The 19,890-nt window shown below is 43.4% G+C and carries 22 protein-coding genes; 21 read left to right on the forward strand and 1 reads right to left on the reverse strand.

What is annotated here, in order from left to right:
- Positions 1-59: 59 nt before the first annotated feature.
- Positions 60-722, forward strand: a complete 663-nt coding sequence (gene spoIIR / locus ACFFGV_RS16625) for a stage II sporulation protein R (RefSeq protein WP_377350223.1) — start codon at positions 60-62, stop codon at positions 720-722.
- A gap of 80 nt (positions 723-802) precedes the next feature.
- Entirely contained in the window at positions 803-1,228 is a 426-nt protein-coding gene (locus tag ACFFGV_RS16630; protein ID WP_377350226.1) for a hypothetical protein, read from the forward strand.
- Positions 1,229-1,367: 139 nt separating this feature from the next.
- Here ACFFGV_RS16630 and ACFFGV_RS16635 read toward each other — a convergent pair whose 3' ends face one another.
- Positions 1,368-1,784, reverse strand: coding sequence for an organic hydroperoxide resistance protein (locus ACFFGV_RS16635; RefSeq protein ID WP_377350228.1), 417 nt, complete (start codon positions 1,782-1,784; stop codon positions 1,368-1,370).
- Between the two features lie 172 nt (positions 1,785-1,956).
- Here ACFFGV_RS16635 and ACFFGV_RS16640 point away from each other — a divergent pair, with 172 nt between their 5' ends.
- From ACFFGV_RS16640 to ACFFGV_RS16730, 19 genes are all read left to right on the forward strand, one after another.
- Complete coding sequence (locus tag ACFFGV_RS16640; RefSeq protein ID WP_377350231.1) at positions 1,957-2,994, forward strand: L-threonylcarbamoyladenylate synthase; 1,038 nt, start codon at positions 1,957-1,959, stop codon at positions 2,992-2,994.
- Between the two features lie 64 nt (positions 2,995-3,058).
- Positions 3,059-3,616 carry a manganese efflux pump MntP gene (locus ACFFGV_RS16645; protein ID WP_377350234.1) on the forward strand — a complete coding sequence of 186 codons (558 nt, stop codon included), beginning with the start codon at positions 3,059-3,061 and terminating at the stop codon, positions 3,614-3,616.
- 136 nt (positions 3,617-3,752) lie between these two features.
- Positions 3,753-4,529 carry a sulfite exporter TauE/SafE family protein gene (locus tag ACFFGV_RS16650; RefSeq protein WP_377350237.1) on the forward strand — a complete coding sequence of 259 codons (777 nt, stop codon included), beginning with the start codon at positions 3,753-3,755 and terminating at the stop codon, positions 4,527-4,529.
- Between the two features lie 127 nt (positions 4,530-4,656).
- Positions 4,657-5,271 carry a low molecular weight protein arginine phosphatase gene (locus tag ACFFGV_RS16655; protein WP_377350240.1) on the forward strand — a complete coding sequence of 205 codons (615 nt, stop codon included), beginning with the start codon at positions 4,657-4,659 and terminating at the stop codon, positions 5,269-5,271.
- A gap of 44 nt (positions 5,272-5,315) precedes the next feature.
- Positions 5,316-6,611 carry a methyl-accepting chemotaxis protein gene (locus tag ACFFGV_RS16660; protein WP_377350242.1) on the forward strand — a complete coding sequence of 432 codons (1,296 nt, stop codon included), beginning with the start codon at positions 5,316-5,318 and terminating at the stop codon, positions 6,609-6,611.
- 20 nt (positions 6,612-6,631) lie between these two features.
- Complete coding sequence (gene rpiB, locus ACFFGV_RS16665; protein WP_377351094.1) at positions 6,632-7,069, forward strand: ribose 5-phosphate isomerase B; 438 nt, start codon at positions 6,632-6,634, stop codon at positions 7,067-7,069.
- Between the two features lie 112 nt (positions 7,070-7,181).
- Positions 7,182-7,751 (forward strand): TIGR01440 family protein, encoded by a 570-nt coding sequence (locus ACFFGV_RS16670; protein ID WP_377351097.1) that lies wholly within the window; start codon positions 7,182-7,184, stop codon positions 7,749-7,751.
- Between the two features lie 36 nt (positions 7,752-7,787).
- The gene (gene glyA / locus ACFFGV_RS16675; RefSeq protein ID WP_377350244.1) at positions 7,788-9,029 is read left to right on the forward strand and encodes a serine hydroxymethyltransferase; all 1,242 of its coding nucleotides are present in this window, start codon (positions 7,788-7,790) and stop codon (positions 9,027-9,029) included.
- A gap of 507 nt (positions 9,030-9,536) precedes the next feature.
- Complete coding sequence (locus ACFFGV_RS16680) at positions 9,537-10,832, forward strand: methyl-accepting chemotaxis protein (RefSeq protein WP_377350247.1); 1,296 nt, start codon at positions 9,537-9,539, stop codon at positions 10,830-10,832.
- 155 nt (positions 10,833-10,987) lie between these two features.
- Positions 10,988-11,617, forward strand: a complete 630-nt coding sequence (gene upp, locus ACFFGV_RS16685) for a uracil phosphoribosyltransferase (RefSeq protein WP_377350249.1) — start codon at positions 10,988-10,990, stop codon at positions 11,615-11,617.
- 402 nt (positions 11,618-12,019) lie between these two features.
- Positions 12,020-14,206: a S8 family serine peptidase gene (locus ACFFGV_RS16690; protein WP_377350252.1), complete on the forward strand. Its 2,187-nt coding sequence runs from the start codon at positions 12,020-12,022 to the stop codon at positions 14,204-14,206.
- A gap of 364 nt (positions 14,207-14,570) precedes the next feature.
- A complete protein-coding gene (locus ACFFGV_RS16695; RefSeq protein WP_377350254.1) occupies positions 14,571-14,789 on the forward strand; it encodes an AtpZ/AtpI family protein in 219 nt (72 codons plus the stop codon).
- Between the two features lies 1 nt (position 14,790).
- Complete coding sequence (locus ACFFGV_RS16700; protein WP_377350256.1) at positions 14,791-15,192, forward strand: ATP synthase subunit I; 402 nt, start codon at positions 14,791-14,793, stop codon at positions 15,190-15,192.
- A 1-nt stretch (position 15,193) separates the two neighbouring features.
- Positions 15,194-15,916, forward strand: a complete 723-nt coding sequence (gene atpB, locus ACFFGV_RS16705; protein WP_377350258.1) for a F0F1 ATP synthase subunit A — start codon at positions 15,194-15,196, stop codon at positions 15,914-15,916.
- A 53-nt stretch (positions 15,917-15,969) separates the two neighbouring features.
- Positions 15,970-16,182: a F0F1 ATP synthase subunit C gene (gene atpE / locus ACFFGV_RS16710; RefSeq protein WP_377350260.1), complete on the forward strand. Its 213-nt coding sequence runs from the start codon at positions 15,970-15,972 to the stop codon at positions 16,180-16,182.
- A gap of 178 nt (positions 16,183-16,360) precedes the next feature.
- Positions 16,361-16,888, forward strand: coding sequence for a F0F1 ATP synthase subunit B (atpF, locus tag ACFFGV_RS16715; RefSeq protein ID WP_377350263.1), 528 nt, complete (start codon positions 16,361-16,363; stop codon positions 16,886-16,888).
- Positions 16,885-17,430, forward strand: a complete 546-nt coding sequence (locus ACFFGV_RS16720; protein WP_377350265.1) for a F0F1 ATP synthase subunit delta — start codon at positions 16,885-16,887, stop codon at positions 17,428-17,430. The genes atpF and ACFFGV_RS16720 overlap by 4 nt, the downstream gene beginning before the upstream one ends.
- 18 nt (positions 17,431-17,448) lie before the next feature.
- Entirely contained in the window at positions 17,449-18,957 is a 1,509-nt protein-coding gene (gene atpA / locus ACFFGV_RS16725; protein WP_377350268.1) for a F0F1 ATP synthase subunit alpha, read from the forward strand.
- Between the two features lie 38 nt (positions 18,958-18,995).
- The gene (locus tag ACFFGV_RS16730) at positions 18,996-19,862 is read left to right on the forward strand and encodes a F0F1 ATP synthase subunit gamma (RefSeq protein ID WP_377350270.1); all 867 of its coding nucleotides are present in this window, start codon (positions 18,996-18,998) and stop codon (positions 19,860-19,862) included.
- Positions 19,863-19,890: the final 28 nt, after the last annotated feature.

Here is a 19,890-nt window from a genome sequence, read left to right on the forward strand (position 1 = left end):
TCCTTGAAGAGGGAGCCCATACTCTAACTACAAGCAATCATTCGGAAGGGGTAGAAGATATGAAAAAGGTGTGGGTGAAAGTTGTAGCATTTATTGCGGTACTAGCTATTTTTCCTTTTACATTACATGGGTATGGAACGGAGCAGGTTATGTCGGAGGAGGATTATCAAGTCATTCCAGACGAGGCGATTCGTCTTCGTATATTAGCAAACAGTGATGAAGAGAAAGATCAGGAGCTGAAACGAAAGGTTCGCGATGCTGTGAACGCACACATTACAGAGTGGGTATCTGATATTACAGACATCGAGGATGCGTACACCGAAATTGATACGAGACTAGAAGATGTTGAACAAATTGTGGATAACGTGTTGACAGAGGAAGGGGCGAAGGAAGCCTTCTCTGTGAAATTTGGGGAGGTGGAGTTTCCAGCTAAGCTGTACGGAAATTACGTCTATCCAGCTGGTTTGTACGAAGCCATCCTTATTACCATAGGTGAGGGGAAAGGAGCCAACTGGTGGTGCGTGCTCTTTCCGCCGTTATGCTTTCTAGATTTTAATAATGGTACGTCGGTAGCTCATGCAGAAGAAAAGGAAGAATCTATTCAAGAAGAGAGCAAATCCAACATAGAAGAGCTAGAGAAGCTTGTGGAAAAAGAGGCAGGACAAGATGAGGTGGAGGTCAAGTTCTTCCTGTTCGAATGGGTCGGTAACCTATTCTCGTAATCAATATTCTCATATCTATCATACTCTCCCATTGTACTCATAGACTAGTAGTACCATGTATAGGGGAGGACGTATAGCACATGTTAGAGGTGAAAAGCGCGGAATTGTCTGGATTAAAGGAAATGGAAGCGTTTTTTGGAGACCATTACGCTCAGTTGCAGGAGCCAGAGCAATTAGTAAAGTACGGCCATTACGTAGAAATCCATAAAAAGAAGAAAGGGTTCTTTGCTCTTGTACCTGTGGATAACAATCAATATTGGCTTAGAACATTATATATCCAACCAGATATGAATCCACAGTTTATCATGACACTATTTGAGGTCATGGGGGCACATATGCAGGAGCAACATATGCAGAAGGTTTATGTTCACAGTCATCATGCTTCGCTGGATGCTTTGCTTACGGCTCAGCAATATAAAGCTATTGCAGATGAGGATGTTCCTGACTCTCTCCAAACCGCTGTGGAGAAAAAGGGGACGTGGTGGGTACAAACGGCGATAAGCTAGTAGTTCGAAATAAAATTATTCACAATTGTGGATAAATTCTGTGTATAACCTGTGCAAAACTGTGTATAAATGGTGTAGAGCATGGAAAAAGCCTACAGGGAGCTACCCCTCCTGTAGGCTTTTTCTCTTGGATAATCTATTATTGTGCGCGTGTTTCTAGTGTTACTTCGATGTTTCCGCGTGTCGCATTGGAGTATGGGCAAACCTCGTGGGCTTTTTCCACAAGCTCCTCTGCTTTTTGCTGATCCACACCGCTTACTTCTACAACAAGATGGGCAGCTAGACCGAATCCGCCGCTTTGCTTACCGATATCTACTTGAGCTGTTACTGTGGAGTCGATGTTCTCGTTATTCTGATCAGCTACGAGGTTTAATGCTCCATCGAAGCATGCAGCATAACCACTTGCAAATAGCTGCTCTGGATTAGTTCCTTCTCCACCAGAGCCACCCATAGCTTCAGGTACAGATAGATTTACTTCGATTTTATGATCAGAAGTAGCTACTTTACCGTCACGACCACCTTGTGCAGTTGCTTCAGCTGTATAAAGTGCTTTCATGATTACATCCTCCTTTAAAGTAAGTAAAAAATGATCCACAGTTCAATGTTTACCCACATATGGAAAAGTTACGCATCTTTTTTTCATTTTAGTTCAAGAGAAGGATACTTGATGAGGGTAATAGGTTAGGTTCATAATAGAAGATAGATTGGAGTAGAAAGGAAGCTCAGTAATGGAGACGAAGTATTGGAATGTTGAAGAAACACATATAGATAAAAATGATACCCATATTATAGAGGCAGCAGAGCTCCTGAAGCGGCAGGAGGTTGTCGCATTTCCTACAGAAACGGTGTATGGGTTAGGAGCGGATGCTACGAATGAACAGGCAGTTCAGCGAATTTTTAGTGCCAAGGGCCGTCCAGCTGACAATCCCCTCATTGTCCATTTAGCAAACAAACATCAAATACAAGAGGTCGTAGAGGATATACCTGCTGTGGCTCATCAGCTTATCGATCATTTCCTCCCGGGGCCGCTTACTTTGATTTTAAAAAGTAACGGGGCTTGCGCTGGAAATGTGACAGCCGGATTATCCACTGTTGCAATTCGCATCCCTGACCACCCAGTAGCAAAAGCGGTATTGGAGGCATGTGACCTTCCACTCGCAGCACCAAGTGCCAATCGGTCTGGGAAGCCAAGTCCGACGACAGCTCAACACGTGTATGATGATTTACAGGAAAGAATTGCTGGAATTCTTGATGGAGGTCCTACTGGAGTAGGGGTAGAATCTACGGTGCTTGATTGTTCCGGTGACATTCCAGTCATCCTCCGCCCAGGCGGAGTGACGAAGCAGGATCTTGAAGCAGTGATTGGTGAGGTAGCTGTGGATGGGGCTCTTCAAAATGAGCAAGAAAAGCCTAAATCACCAGGGATGAAATATACTCATTATGCTCCAGAAGCACCATTGTGGCTTATAGAAGGGGATGTGGACTTTTTTCGTGACCAAATCCAGACGCTAAAGCAAGCAGGGAACAAAGTAGGGGTTATTGCAAGTACAGAGCTTGCTCCCTCCTTAAGTGCGGACTGGGTGGAAACGTGCGGGTCCAGACAGGATTTGCGTCAAGTCGCCGAGCAGCTTTATAACGCATTGCGGGCCTTTCACCCTGAAGAAATGGATGTTATTTTATGTGAAACGTTCCCGAAAGAGGGCGTGGGAGAAGCCATCATGAACCGGCTGACGAAAGCTGCCACCCAAAAGGTCACTCAGACATAATCCCATCTTCTAAAACCTCTTCCTCCTGCATATGCTGAACTAGCATGTCCAAGGGGGAGAGGGAATGGCTTCAGTTCCATATGTAGGAGAGCTCATCACACTATCATTTATGGCCTTAGCACTGGGCATGGATGCATTTTCAGTAGGACTTGGAATGGGGATGATTCCCTTACGATTAAGAAGGATTTTATTGATAGGACTAGTTGTCGGCGCCTTTCATATCATGATGCCCTTTACAGGGATGGTGCTTGGCAGGTTTTTATCAAACCAACTTGGAGATGTAACTACGATTGCAGGAGGAGCACTCCTTGTTATACTAGGCATTCAAATGTTTCGCTCTTCTATTCAAAAAGAGCGTGCACCCGTCTTTACCCCGGTCGGCTTTGGCTTACTTATATTTGCTCTTAGTGTAAGTTTAGATAGCTTCTCAGTTGGATTAAGTCTTGGGATGTTTGGCGTCCGAACCGTATTGACTCTCATCCTGTTTGGTCTTATGAGTACGTTGCTGACCTGGATAGGTCTTTTGCTCGGCAAGAAGGTGCAGGGTATTCTTGGTGCGTATAGCGAAATGTTTGGCGGCAGCATTCTTTGTGCCTTTGGGATGCAATTGATTCTATCCTAGTTCATTATGCTAGTCTTCCGTTCATAAATCGGGAGACTTTTTTCGTGGAATCATCTCTGGTATTATACAAATAGTGGTATGGGTATGTAAGGAGCCTGTACAGACAGATTGTTTAAATAGTGAGGAGCAGGATCCCATGGAGATAGGATTATTAGCCACCATTTTTATTATAGGATTAATTGGATCCTTTATATCAGGATTAGTTGGAATAGGCGGGGCAATCGTGAATTACCCCATGATCCTCTACATTCCGCCACTGGTAGGGTATGATGGCTTTTCTGCACACGCTGCAGCTGGTATCGTTGCCGTGCAAGTGCTCGTGGCATCCCTTGGTGGGGTATGGGGGTATCGAAAAGGGAACTACATTCATCGCCCCCTCGTGCTGTATATGGGAGTCAGCGTTCTCGCTGGAAGTTTACTTGGAGGAGTGGGCGCTCAGTATATCTCGGAAGAAACGGTAAATATGGTATATGGATTATTAGCCCTTTCAGCTGTCGTTATGATGTTTATCCCAATCAATCATGAAAAGGGAGCAGAAGGGGAGATATCCTTTAATAAGAAGATAGCTTCGAGCTCAGCTTTTCTTGTCGGAATTGGAGCAGGAATTGTTGGGGCAGGCGGGGCATTCCTTCTTGTACCAATTATGATGGTCATCTTACGTATTCCGACCCGAGTTACGATCGCTTCTTCCTTAGCGATTACGTTTATTTCTTCCATCGGTGCTGTAACAGGGAAGCTTATCTCTTTGGATGTACCCATAACACCTGCGATTGTCATTGGTATTGCCAGCTTACTGACTTCGCAGCTAGGGGCAAAAGCAGGGAAAGCAATGAATACGAAAGTTTTGCAGATCACCTTGGCAATGCTAATCCTAATTACCGCTGTTAAGGTGTGGACGGATATTATTTTTTAACCCCTTCTTTTATTAGATGGCGGAGAGCTAGGTAGAACATATCTTTGTATCAGGTTTGCGTTGGCAGGTACCTGGTACATTTTTTTGTTATAATACGGAGAGAAGAGTAATAGCGGAGGGTGAAGCAATGAAAAATATACTATTTATATGTACTGGTAATACGTGCCGTAGTCCGATGGCAGAAGCGGTTTTAAAGGAAAAAAAGCCAGCCTTTCCTGTAAAGTCTGCTGGGATTTTTGCTCATAAGGGGGCGAGGCTTTCGAAGGGATCTGAGGAAGTCCTAAAGCAAAGAGGATTGGACATAAACCATTCCTCACAGCCTGTAACCCATGATTTAATGCGCTGGGCGGACATCATATTAACAATGACGAAGGAGCATAAACAATCGCTTATGCTCGAATATCCTAATTATGGTCCGTTTATATTTACCTTGAAGGAATATGTGGTGGAAAACGGCGATAATCAATGGGAATTGTTAAAGCAAGCATACTCCACCCTCGAGGACAAAAAGGCAGTCTTTTTACAGAAGAATAAGAAGAAGTATGATTCTTCTATTGAATTGGAGCAAGCGCTTCACAAAGAGCTAAGCGAAGAAGTAGAGTTGATTAAAGAGATAGAATCCAACCTTCCGAATGTGGATATATCCGATCCATTTGGCGGAAATATGTCCGTCTATGAAAAAACATTGGCAGAGATCGAAAAACATATTGAACTTCTTATTCAAACAATAGAAAATGAGTAAGGAATACTAGTTTCTGTATAGGGGTAGGTAGGAGGGGATTGTCAATGAAGAGGAAGTATGGGTTTAGTCTTCGGATAAAGCTGGTCGTGTTCATCTCGGTTTTAGCTGTCATTACGTATTCAACGAGTGCATTATTTATTTATGTCTTTCATGATTGGATTAGGCAATACATTGGGGTAGGACAAGGAGTTTTTACATTTATCACCTTTACCCTTGGTATTCTCTGGTCAGGTATTTTGGCTTATATAGCCTCTGGCTTTATTACAAAGCCGCTTCATCAACTAGAGACGGCAGCGACACTTGCTGCAGACGGAGATATTAATCACTCAGTTACTGTATCAAAATCAGATGATGAAATCCGCTCGCTCGGTACCGCATTTGAGTCAATGCTTTCTAATTTACGGGAAATGGTACATAATATTGAGCATAACTTTGACCATACTAATCAATCCGTTGCCAAGATGAAACAAGCTGCAGATGAGGCCTCGAGCCAGGCGATTATAATTAAGGAAACGATAGGGGAAATTTCTCAAGGCGCCGAAAGTTCTTCCATCGCTATCCAACATACTGCTGAATCCGTGGAAGAATCAACGCAGCTTGCTACAGAGGTGCAGGATAAAGCTCAAGCATCTCATGTCACATCAAAAGAGATGCTCACGACTTTAGAAGATAGTAAGAAGGTCATCCATTCCCTAGTAAGCGGTATTCAATCCATCGCTAGAGAGCAAGAAGATTCTCTAGAGGCAGTGGAGCGTTTGGAAACGAATGCGAGGAAAGTGGAAGACATTATTTCTGTAGTTGGTGACATTGCGGAACAAACGAATCTTCTGGCTCTAAATGCTTCGATTGAAGCTGCTCGAGCTGGGGACCAAGGCAGAGGGTTTGCTGTTGTAGCGGAAGAAGTGAGAAAGTTAGCTGATGAAAGTGCCACTTCTGTGCAGGGTATCTCTGATCTCATTCGAAACATGCAAACAGACGTCACACATGTCGTGAAGCAAATGAAGGAGCAGGTTGCTTCTGGTCGCTCAGAGGCTAGTAAAGGGGAAGAGACGAACGAAGCTATTACCACTATGTCTCAATCCATCCATACAATGGCTGCCTCTATTACAGATATAACGGAACTTGTAGATAAGCAGCTTCAACTTCTTCAAAAAACGTCCAGTCAATCACAGGAGGTCGCGGCTATAGCAGAGCAAACCTCTGCTGGAACAGAGCAAGTAAATGCTACAGTTCACCAGCAAGCAGACCTCATAAAAGAAATGGATGAGGTAGCGGAAATGTTGTCGGAACAAGCCAATCAATTAAAAGAACATATCCATCGTTTTAGTCTAACGAATTAATAGAGAAAGAGGTGTTCATGATGAAGGTTATCTTAGCTTCAGATCATGGAGGCGTAAACGTACGCCAGGAAATTGGAAATTTGTTAAAGGAAATGAATATTCAGTACGAAGACATTGGCTGTGATTGCGAAGGATCTGTAGATTATCCTGATTATGCTATTCCAGCAGCAGAGCGAGTAGCGAATGGAGAATTTGACCGCGGAATCTTGATTTGTGGAACAGGGGTTGGCATGTCCATCGCAGCAAATAAAGTTAAAGGGGTACGATGTGCCTTGACGCACGACGTGTTCACGGCAAAGGTTACGAAGGAGCATAATGATTCTAACATGATTGCTATGGGTGAACGTGTTATCGGACCTGGCCTGGCCCAAGAGATCGTCAAGACGTGGCTCGGTGCAGAGTATGAAGGCGGTCGTCATGCTACTAGAGTTGGCAAAATTACTGAATATGAAGCATAATAGAGGCAAAGGAGAAGCAACAATCTTCTCCTTTTTCTATAAGCTTCGTTAGATTTCTGATTAATCTGACGGAAAGTAATTCCATCTAAGGAGGATGGTCGCTTTGGAACAAATGGAAAGCATACAACGTGATGTGAAGGCCATCGTACAGCACTTGATAGAGGAAGAGATTATCCAAGCGCATCAGCTGTTCGTAATTGGGTGCTCGACAAGTGAAGTAGCTGGAGAACGAATTGGAACCTCTGGCAGTGAGCACATTGCTGCTATACTATACGAGGAATTCCAGAGGCTTCAGGAAGCAACAGGAGCTAAGCTTGCCTTTCAAGGGTGTGAGCATATTAACCGGGCCCTCGTGCTGGAGCAGGAAACGGCTGAACGAAGAGGCTTGGAGGCTGTTTCGGTAGTACCTGTACCAGGAGCAGGAGGCTCTATGGCATCCTATGCCTATAAACAATTCCAGTCGCCAGTCGTAGTAGAACATATTAAAGCAGATGCAGGTATAGATATTGGAGATACATTCATTGGCATGCACTTAAAACACGTAGCAGTCCCAATTCGTCTGTCCAACAAGCAGATTGGGAAAGCTCATGTAACGTGTGCGAAAACCCGTCCGAAATTAATTGGCGGAGCAAGAGCTGAATATCAACAAAAGGGAAACGACTCTGTCACCTGTGATGAATAGGTGGATGGAGTTGATCATAAAAAGGGGGATATCATAGTGAATTATCTTAACCAAGTCGATCCAGAAATGCAGGAAGCAATCGAATTAGAACGAGGCCGTCAACAAGATAAAATTGAGTTGATTGCTTCTGAAAATTTTGTATCTGAGGCAGTAATGGAAGCACAAGGCTCTGTACTTACAAACAAATACGCAGAAGGTTACCCTGGCCGTCGTTACTACGGGGGCTGTGAATATGTAGACATCGCAGAGAACCTAGCTCGAGACCGTGCGAAGCAGCTTTTTGGAGCAGATCATGTAAACGTGCAGCCTCACTCAGGTGCCCAGGCGAATATGGCAGTCTATTTTACAGCTCTTGAGCCAGGAGACACCGTTCTTGGCATGAATTTAAATCATGGCGGTCACCTGACGCATGGAAGCGGAGTAAATTTCAGCGGCAGGTTGTATAACTTCGTGGATTATGGAGTAGATGAAGAAACAGAGGTAATCGACTATGAAGTAGTTCGGGCGAAGGCACAAGAAGTTAAGCCGAAAATGATAGTGGCAGGAGCTAGTGCCTATTCCCGCACCATCGATTTTGCTAAATTTAAGGAAATTGCTGATGAAGTAGACGCCTATCTCATGGTGGATATGGCCCATATCGCGGGTCTTGTAGCAACAGGCCTTCATCCTAATCCCGTACCGTATGCGGATTTTGTTACGACCACAACTCATAAAACCCTACGCGGCCCACGCGGCGGAATGATATTATGCAAAGAGGAATTTGCGAAGAAAATTGATAAAAATGTATTTCCTGGCATGCAGGGTGGCCCGTTAATGCACGTAATTGCTGCAAAAGGAGTGAGCTTTAAAGAAGCTCTGGAGCCAACCTTTAAAGAATATAGCCAGCAGATTATTACCAACGCACGCCGCCTTGGCGATTCCTTGCAAAAAGAAGGAATCAGACTTGTTTCTGGAGGTACCGATAACCATCTTCTTCTTCTGGATTTAAAACCATTAAAATTGACTGGTAAAGTAGCGGAGAAGGCATTGGATGATGTAGGGATAACAACCAATAAGAATACGATACCGAACGATCCAGAAAGCCCATTCGTCACAAGCGGTCTGCGTATCGGTACAGCAGCCGTTACATCTAGAGGCTTCAAAGGAACAGAAATGGATGAAATAGCTTCTCTTATCTCCTTCACCTTAAAGCATCATGAAGAGGAAGATAAGCTTCAGGAAGCCCGTACACGTGTTCAACAGCTAACCGAACGCTTCCCGATGTATCAATATGCTTAATAACAAAAAAAGATGAGGCTGCTATACGGCAGCCCTAAGCTTGGTAAGTGCCCTCGTGGTTCTTTCCAAGCTTTTTTTGTGTGCTTTGCATTGTAACCAAGCCTTCTTACAATACGATGGTTATTCCATGGCGACTCATCTATTGTTCGTGGGAATATCACACGGAGCCCTATCTACTGCTCTTTGTAAACTCCCCCTCTAAATTATCTGACCAACTCCAACTTCTTGTCTTTCTAAAGAATACGGAGCTTAAGGTCATCAAGCTCAGCCGGTAAACCGGATGACATATTGATATAAGGTCAGTTTAAAATCGATATATTGCTTCTGCGAACTTTTGTTAAGGGTTCAAAAGGTCTATATCTCGGTTGATTTTAGGTATATTTTATCATTATGAACTTTTGTTGATGGGTCTAAAAAAGTGTTTAATTGTTGATTTCTGGTTTCGAATCAGGAATAATTGGCTATACAAAGGTTGAACAATTATTAGACAATTTATGAGGTGGAGCTATGAACCTATTTACAAAGAAAACACGCCAGCCCCGATTTGAAGCAACGGTATCGTATCAGGGTGGAGAATATTTACAAACGCCAGACGCACAATTGAACAAACGGATAACCTACATGCACTTCACGAAAGAGCATGTAGCAAGACTTCAGGAGGTAAAGCCCGTAGTGATGGAAATGACCAGTGAGCTGCTAGATAATGTCTTAGAGCATTTGTATAAACATCCTGATTTACAACAAATCGCTCACGCCCATACATCTCACAAGCGTCTGAAAATGGTTTTTCAGCAGTACTTTGATAGTATCTTTTCAGGGCACATAAACGAAGCATACATAGAAATGCGGAAACGAATTGGCAGGACGCACAATGGAGTGGAACTGCCAATAGCGTGGTTCATTGCGACCTATTCAGCACTTAGCTCGCTGCTTATACCAAAAATTGTGGAGATGTATCAAGACGAGCCAGCAAGTATGTCAGAAACGCTCGTCGCTGTGCAGCATATATTGAATATCGACTCTCAGCTTGTTGTCGACTACTATTTACAAGTTCGCATGCAGGAACTCCAGCAATCAGGGGAGGAAAATGACATCTTACGGCAGGAGCTCATTAGTATAAGTCAGGAAGTTGCTTCGTCAGTACAGCAAACCGATTCTTCAATGGATGAAACTGTAAAGAAAACAGAGCGTATCCTACATGATACCGAACAGACAGAGAAGAGTAGTAAGAACGTAAAAGCCTTAACGAACCAAAATGATACAAAGGTACAGGAAATGCTGGAATCGTTTCAGCAGGTAATACATCAGTTCCAAAACAGCATGGAGACGATGGAGAAGCTAGAACGATTATCAAAGGAAATAACGAGCATCACCAACAATATTGAAGACATCTCTGATCAGACCAATTTACTTGCATTGAATGCTTCAATAGAGGCAGCTAGAGCAGGGGAGAGTGGTAAAGGGTTTGCTGTCGTCGCTGATGAGGTTCGAAAGCTTGCTGAACGCTCCAAGCAGATGAGCAGTCAAATTAACACGATAACAGAAGAAAGCAATAATAGCATCCAACAGCTATTAGCATCGATGCATAACATGAATGAGTCAACAATCCGTTCACAGTCTGACATGAAACAAGTAACGAACGGACTGACTACAGTAAGAATGGAGATGGACCAATATATTGAAATGTTTAGTAGGAATAAAGGGGATCTAGATGTTATAGTCGACGCTTTTCGAGATATTAACAGAACAACAGATAACTTGTCTGCCTTATCACAGGAGTTATTAGGAAAAGCTGAACGGTAATACTAACGGATAATTTCGCTCTCTCCCTCTCGATAAATGGAGATAGAAAGGTTACACTATTAAATAGAATAAAGACAAACCTTGCAAGATGTCGTATCTTTGAGTACAATTTTTAGGATGCAAATTTTCAACTATCGAAAAGGAGAGATCGGCTCATGGCTAAGGTACACGTGTTAGATCACCCACTTATCCAACACAAATTAACGTATATACGGAAGGCAGAGACAGGTACGAAGGACTTTCGTGAGCTTGTAGATGAAGTTGCGACGCTTATGGCATTCGAAATTACAAGAGATTTACCGCTTGAAGAGGTGCAAATTGACACCCCTGTATCAGAGGCAACAGCCAAGGTGCTTGCTGGAAAGAAATTAGGGATTATTCCGATTCTGCGCGCTGGTCTCGGCATGGTAGATGGAATGCTGAATCTAATCCCAGCAGCGAAAGTAGGCCACGTTGGCTTGTATCGTGATCCAGAAACGTTAAAGCCTGTGGAATACTACGTGAAACTGCCAAGTGACATTGAAGAACGTGAGTTAATCGTTATCGATCCTATGCTTGCGACTGGCGGTTCTGCAAATGAAGCCATACACTCTCTTAAAAAGCGAGGAGCGAAGCAAATTCGTCTTATGTGTCTTGTTGCTGCTCCAGAAGGGGTAGAGGAAGTACAAGAGGAACATCCTGACGTTGATATCTACCTAGCTGCCCTGGATGAGAAACTAAACGAAAAAGGATACATTGTACCTGGTCTTGGGGACGCAGGAGACCGTTTATTTGGGACAAAATAAACATGAGCCTATTTTCTATGAATGATATAGAAGGAACAGAAGCAAGGGGTTGAATACTCCTTGCTTTTTTTTATGGCTCCGTATGGATACCTGTTTTGTCACCCTATATTTATGTACCCTTTTACAGGCTGAAAAAGACCGATTGGATGTTAGGCTGTTTAATATTAAGGGGAGGTAGTGGAAGGCTATCAAGATAGTTTATATAACTGGAATCAGTCCACTTTCCGAGCTATGCCTTCCGCTCGTCACGTAACGAACCCACTCAAAAAAGCTCGAACACATTCCTCCACATAAGTGTGCAACACAGAAAAATCTACAACAAACATTAACTTTTATTAGCACGGTATGCATGAAATAGAACCAAGCATCAAAGGATAAGAGGAAAAGAAAGGCGGCATGGATATGTGGAAGAAAATGATGATAGCCAGTGTTCTCCTAATCAGTATGCTGCCAGCGAGCGTTTTTTCCCTGGAAGAAGAGAAGTCGATCATTATCGAGGTAGAAGGGGATGCGCACAAGTGGGAGCAATACATTAAAGATTATTATCCTCGCATTGAAGTAGTACATGTATATGATACCCTGCTGCAAGGCATTGCACTGCGGGGAAGGATGCAGGAGTTAGATCGATTAGAGAAAGCGGAGTTTATCAAACAGTCCTTTCCTTCTCAAACGTATCAGGTGCATATTGATGAAAGTGTCCCTCATGTACTACAACAGAAATCCCCGCTGCTGAAAGCCCCTTATACTGGTAAAGGAGTAAAGGTTGGCGTTATTGATACGGGCATTGATTATACACATCCGGATTTAAAAGCTAACTATCGAGGTGGGTATGATGTTGTCGATTTAGATGAAGACCCAATGGAAACGCAGCAAGAGCAAGGGGAGCCCACTCTTCACGGAACACATGTCGCCGGGATTATTGGTGCGGATGGAGATGTGAAAGGAATCGCACCAGATGCTGAAATTTATGGATACCGTGCATTAGGACCAGGGGGGATAGGCTCATCAGTCCACGTCATTGCAGCCATAGAACAAGCTGTTAAAGATGGCATGGACATTATTAATTTGTCTTTAGGCAATGCCGTGAACGGACCGGATTGGCCTACGAGTCTTGCTGTAAATGAAGCGGTGAACATGGGGGTAGCCATGGTTATCTCCGGTGGAAATTCAGGACCTGACCATTGGACGGTTGGATCTCCTGCAACAGCGGAAGATGCTATAGCTGTTGGAGCTTCCACCCCGCCGATGAAAATTCCTTATCTTTTTGATCGCCTTTATGATAAACAAATATCTCTTTACCCTATGATGGGAGCTCCTTCGTGGGATATTACAAAGAAATTTTCCATGCTCTATGGGAGCAAAGGAAAGAAGCAGCTTCGTGATGCAACAGATCAAGTGGTTTTAATGGAACGAGGAGAAATTACTTTTACAGAGAAGGCGAAAGCAGCAGAGCAAGCTGGTGCGAAGGCTCTTATTATTTACAACAATGAGGAGGGACCGTTTCAAGGGGCGATAGAAGATAAAGTGTCTATTCCAGTATCCGCTGTATCCAAAGAGGATGGGGAATGGCTGAAGGAGCATGTCGTTCAAGATAAGCAATGGATGGACACAAGATATGAAACAATTGTGGATACGGTTGCTTCGTTTAGTTCTCAAGGCCCTGTAACTTGGAACTGGGATATAAAGCCCGACATTCTAGCTCCAGGAGTAGCGATAAAAAGCACCGTGCCAGGTGGGTATATGGAGCTGCAAGGGACAAGTATGGCCTCTCCCCATGTTGCGGGTGCTCTAGCTTTATTAAAGGAAGCTCACCCTGATTGGGGGCCAAAAGAGCTTAAGGCGGCTATTCTGTCTACCGCAGCTCCTGTTACGGAAGGTGGAAAAGTGGTCTCCCCAACCGCTCAGGGAGTAGGTAAAATCCAGCCTTTAGAAGCCATTGAAGCAGAAACGTTTCTGTATGATAACAGATTAGCCTTCGGAAGAGTACTTCACACAAGAGAGGAACGGACTCAATACGTGACAATCGAAAATAGGAGCGATACAACTCAAGCATATACGTTCCGACCTCCAAAGCAAAAGGCGGGGCTGCGATTTCAAGTACCGCTCAGTTTTACGCTAGCTCCAGGTGAGAAGAAAAAAGTACCGATAACGGTTCGGGTAAACCAGCAGCAGCTTCCGGGTGAGACTCCGTATGTAGAGGGATGGCTAGAGCTTGAGGACCAGAATCGGAGCTACCAGATACCATACTTACTATTGACGAAGGATACGGAGTTCCCAAGAGCTATGGGGCTTGAGCTGGCATTAAAACCATTCTCAGACGAAGAATATACCTATCAAGTGTATTTGCCACTGGATGCAGACACGTTAGATGTGGATTTATATAACCCAGACACGTTGCAATATGTTAGGTCGCTGTTTGAGAAGAAACAGATTGAACGTGGGGTTGTGAAAGGCACCTTAACCAAAGAGGAAGCGGGGGAAGAAGGCGTTTATCTCGCTGTATTGACTGTACGGACAGGCGAGGTTAAACAGACGTTTGAATCGATGGTTATCATTGGTGAAGATCACATTATTGAAGAGAGGCATTAACATTTGAAAAGGCTTTCCCTTGTTGGAGAGCCTTTTGATGTTTTCTTATCTAATCTGTTTGTCTCAGGTAGACTTTTCCTCCTTATTTACCATAAAAAAACTTTGATTTATTAGTAGGTTTTGTGTAAAATTTGAACTGACTTGTGAAATGGTGAATTTGTTTATCATTAGGATTTGAATTATGAACATTTTGTGACAAAAAATCCGTATAAATTTTTCATTTTTTGACAATGGTTACTTTTATTTTCATTCACATTGACAATAGAAAACCCCTATTGTATGCTAATTTAGTGTGGAATGATAAGGTTTTCATAATTCTACAATTTTTTCAGAAATCTATGAAAACTGGATAGGGGCGGTTTTCGTGGCGGCTAACCAAAATCCTTTCAAAGGGATGGCATTAACGAGTGCAATTTTATCGCAACTGGCCGGAGGAACATTAATAGGATTTTTTTTGGGCAGAGGGCTGGATAACTACTTTTCCACATTTCCACTTTTTCTAATCATAGGGTTATTGATTGGACTAGCCGCTGGTACATACGGAACCATCTTATTAGTGCGAAAATACACAGGAGAAGATTGACATGCCAGATTCCCAGCAACAATTCCAATTAATGACAACCCGCCAAAGGCAATGGATGCTTTATCTCCTCGCCATACTTTTTCTAGGATGGGCGATCCTACCCTATGAAACTGTCACTCTAGGATTAATCCTTGGTGCCACATTCAGTTTCTTCAATCTCTGGCTAATGCAACGTAGTATCAACCTGCTAGGAAGAGCTGCAGCAGAAAACCGGGGCGCTAAAACATTCGGCAGCTTTTCAAGACTTGCTGCTGGAGGACTAGCCATTCTTATAGCACTTCAATTCAACAATTATTTCCACCTAATTGCCGTGATTATTGGATTAATGACAACCTACGTTGTTATTATGATAGAGTTTATTTTTTCTACACTAGAGACTAGCTTAAGGAAGAGAGGTGAATGAGTTGGATCACGAAAATCCATATGCGTTGGATGTGTTCGGGATACCGTGGTTGGATTTCAACCTTTCAAACGTCCTGATGATCATCATCGCATCCACAATTGTGTTCATCTTAGCAGTTGCAGGTTCTAGAAGCTTGCAGCGTAAGCCAAAGGGAATGCAGAATCTCATGGAGTGGGTCATTGATTTCATCAAAGGAATCATTGGAAGCACCATGGATTGGAAGACAGGTAAGCTATTTCTGCCTTTAGGGTTAACCTTACTCCTCTACATATTTATCTCCAACATGTTAGGGGTTGTTACAATGGTAACTGTTGACCATAACTTATGGTGGAAGTCCCCTACATCAGATCCGGGGATTACCTTAACGCTAGCCACGATGGTTGTAGCATTATCCCACTATTATGGAATTAAGCTTAGAGGCTTTGGCGGATACGCTAAAGAATTCGCGAAACCTATATGGTGGTTGTTCCCGCTGAAAATTATAGAGGAATTTGCGAATACCCTCACATTGGGTCTTCGACTTTATGGAAACATCTACGCGGGTGAAATTTTGCTAGGATTACTAGCAACGATGATGGCAGGTAGTATTGGTGGCTTCTTTGGAGGTATTATTCCAATGCTAGCTTGGCAAGGATTTAGTACATTTGTAGGCGTCATTCAGGCCTTCATTTTCACTATGTTAACGATGGTGTACCTGTCTCACAAAGTGAGCGAGGACCATTAACAATTAAATAAATCATTAATTTAATTTTTATATTACATGAGGAGGAATTTTAAATGGGTTTATTAGCAGCTGCAATTGCAGTAGGTTTGGCGGCACTAGGTGCTGGTATTGGTAACGGTCTTATCGTGAGTCGTACAGTAGAAGGGATTGCTCGTCAGCCAGAACTACGTAGCTCTCTTCAAACAGTAATGTTTATCGGTGTTGCACTAGTTGAGGCAGTTCCGATCATCGGCGTTGTTATCGCACTTATCGTAATGAACCAATAAGGATACACATAGAGGTGGCGAAGTTCGTCTGACTAGAGTCTTCGCCATTCCTTATACCTTTTGAAAAATTCTATACAATCGAATGTTTTAAAATTCGACTGTCGCCATACATACGGTGATGAGCCGAGTTTTTCTAATGTAAAGCTTGTGACAGATAAGTGTGAAAGGAGTGTAGGCTGTGCAATCATTATCTGGATTTCTAGTACTTGGCGCTGAAGGCGGCGGTATCCTAGTAGGTGATATGTTAGTCCAGCTGTTTGTTTTCCTAGTCCTGTTAGTTCTTCTTCGTATCTTTGCATGGACACCATTGATGAATGTCATGAAAGAGCGGGAGAATCATATAGCGAACGAAATCGATACAGCTGAGAAAAATCGCCAGGACGCAGAGCGTATGTCTCAGGAAGCTCAAGAAGAGCTGAAGAAGACACGTCAGGAAGCGCATCAAATTATTGAAGAAGCAAAGAAAACTGCCAAAGAGCAGGAACAAGATATACTCGCATCTGCTCGTGAAGAGGGAGAACGCCTTAAGGAATCTGCTCGCCAAGAAATCGAGACAGAAAAAGATAAAGCGATTCAGGCTCTTCAGGATCAAGTTGCAACCTTGTCCGTACAAATTGCTAGTAAAGTAATTGAGAAAGAACTCAGTGAACAAGATCAAGAGCAACTAATCAACGAATACATTAAAGAGTTAGGAGAAGAGCGATGAGTAACGAAGTAGTAGGAAAACGCTATGCAACCGCTCTTTTTCAACTCGGACAAGAACACAATAAGCTTGAACCATTCGAAGGTGAACTTCGCGCCATTCGCGAAGTATTTCGTTCTAATAAACAATTAATGGATTTCCTCAAGCATCCCCGTATTGAATTAAGCAAAAAGAAACAGCTTCTTCAGGAAGCGTTTAAAGGCTTTTCAACAGAAGTAACACACACATTGAATTTACTAATGGACCGCCACCGCGAAAGCGTTATTCCAACGATGGTGGATGAGTTTATTAAGCTAAACAATGAAGCACGCGGGATTGCAGAAGCAGAAGTCTACTCTGTTCGTACACTAAGTCAAGACGAGGAAGAAGCAATTCAATCCGTCTTTACGAAGAAGCTCAACAAAGACACCCTTCGCATTCACAACGTAGTGGATCCATCCATTCTTGGAGGCCTTAAGCTGAAGATTGGGAATCGTATCTATGACGGCAGTGTGAGTGGTAAGTTAGAGCGTATGGAACGGAAATTGGTTTCTGCAAACAAATGATGATAGGGGTGAAATTGCATGAGCATCAAAGCTGAAGAAATCAGTGCGCTGATTAAGCAGCAAATCGAAAATTATGATTCTGAAATTGAAGTCAACGATGTAGGTACAGTCATCCAGGTTGGTGACGGTATTGCTCGTGCGCATGGCCTTGATAATGTCATGTCAGGTGAGCTAGTTGAATTTGCTAATGGTGTCATGGGTATGGCACAGAACCTTGAAGAAAACAACGTAGGTATTATCATTCTAGGTGAATTTACAGATATCCGCGAGGGCGACGAAGTTCGTCGTACAGGTCGCATCATGCAGGTACCAGTAGGGGATGAGCTGTTAGGTCGTGTTGTAAACCCGCTGGGACAACCTGTTGATGGAAGAGGCGCGATTGAAACGGGCAAAACTCGTCCAATTGAATCTCCTGCACCAGGCGTTATGGATCGTAAATCGGTAGATGAGCCATTGCAAACAGGAATTAAAGCGATTGACGCACTTGTACCAATCGGTCGTGGACAGCGTGAGCTTATTATCGGTGACCGTCAGACTGGTAAGACTTCCGTTGCGTTAGATACGATTATCAACCAGAAAAACGAAGACATGATCTGTATCTATGTTGCAATCGGACAGAAAGAATCTACTGTCCGCAGTACAGTAGAAACACTTCGTAAGCATGGAGCGCTTGATTACACGATTGTAGTAACAGCAAGTGCATCACAGCCTGCACCACTACTATACCTTGCACCATATGCAGGAGTATCTATGGGTGAGGAATTCATGTATAACGGCAAGCACGTTCTGGTTGTATATGATGACCTTACGAAACAGGCAGCTGCTTATCGTGAGCTTTCTCTACTATTGCGTCGTCCTCCAGGTCGTGAAGCATATCCTGGTGACGTTTTCTACCTGCACTCCCGCTTATTGGAGCGTGCAGCGAAGTTAAGTGATGATCGTGGCGGCGGTTCCTTGACTGCTCTGCCATTTATCGAAACACAAGCAGGTGACATTTCTGCTTATATTCCAACAAACGTAATTTCCATCACGGATGGACAGATTTTCCTTCAGTCTGACTTGTTCTTCTCAGGCGTACGTCCGGCGATTAACGCAGGTCAGTCCGTATCCCGTGTAGGTGGTTCAGCGCAAATTAAGGCAATGAAGAAGGTAGCAGGTACACTTCGTTTGGATCTGGCATCCTTCCGTGAGCTAGAAGCATTTGCTCAATTCGGCTCTGACCTTGATAAAGCAACACAGGCGAAGCTGAACCGTGGGGAACGTACGGTTGAAATCCTAAAACAGGGACTTCACCAGCCGCTTGCAGTTGAGAAGCAGGTAGCTATCATCTATGCACTCGTAAATGGGTATCTGGATGACATTCCAGTAGGTGATATTCAGCGCTTTGAAACGGAATTACAAGACTATATCGGCAAAAACAATTCTGAACTATATGACCAGATTAGAAGTACAGGAAAGCTTCCTGAAAAAGAAGATTTCAATAGTGCTATCGAAGCATTCAAGAAAACGTTCGTTATCTCTGAATAATTAGGAAGCAACCTTTTCAGAAAGGGTGGTGAAACAGCGTGGGATCCCTTAGAGAGATAAAATCGCGGATTACTTCAACGAAGAAGACGAAGCAAATCACAAAAGCGATGGAAATGGTGTCTGCCTCTAAACTAAATCGTGCAGAGCAGAATGCGAAGTCCTTTACTCCGTACATGGAGAAAATTCAGGAAGTCGTAGCCTCCATTGCTAACGGTGGCGTCGAAGTAGATCATCCAATGTTAAAAAGCCGTGATGTAAAAAAAACTGGCTACATTGTGATCACATCAGACCGCGGACTCGCAGGTGCATACAACAGTAGCGTTCTTCGTCGAGTGTATCGTGACATTCAGGAGCGCCATACCTCTAAAGAAGAATATACTGTCGTACCATTAGGACGTATCGGTCGTGATTTCTTTAAGAAGCGTAACATGCCGATTGAATCTGAAATCACTGGCCTAGCTGACCAACCTGAATTTGCTGATATCAAGGATATTGCAAGTGAAGCTGTTCAGCTCTATGCAGATGAAACGATTGATGAACTTTACATTTACTATAACCATTACGTAAGTGCCATTACCCAAGAGGTAAGAGGGACGAAGCTGCTTCCATTAACCAACCTTGATTCAGGTGTGGAAAGCAAGCAGAAAAGTGCGTATGAATATGAGCCAGATCAAGAATCCATTTTAAAGGCATTATTGCCGCAATATGCAGAGAGCTTGATTTATGGTGCATTAATTGACGGTAAAGCAAGTGAGCACGCAGCTCGTATGACGGCGATGAAATCTGCAACAGATAACGCTGATGAATTAATCGATGATCTAACATTGTCTTACAACCGTGCACGTCAAGCTGCCATCACGCAGGAAATCACCGAGATTGTCGGTGGAGCAGCAGCCCTCGAATAGGGTAGGAGTGTAAAACGGAAAGTAAGTA

Origin of the sequence: Pontibacillus salicampi, assembly GCF_042434395.1 — a bacterium.
Lineage (GTDB): Bacteria > Bacillota > Bacilli > Bacillales > BH030062 > Pontibacillus > Pontibacillus salicampi.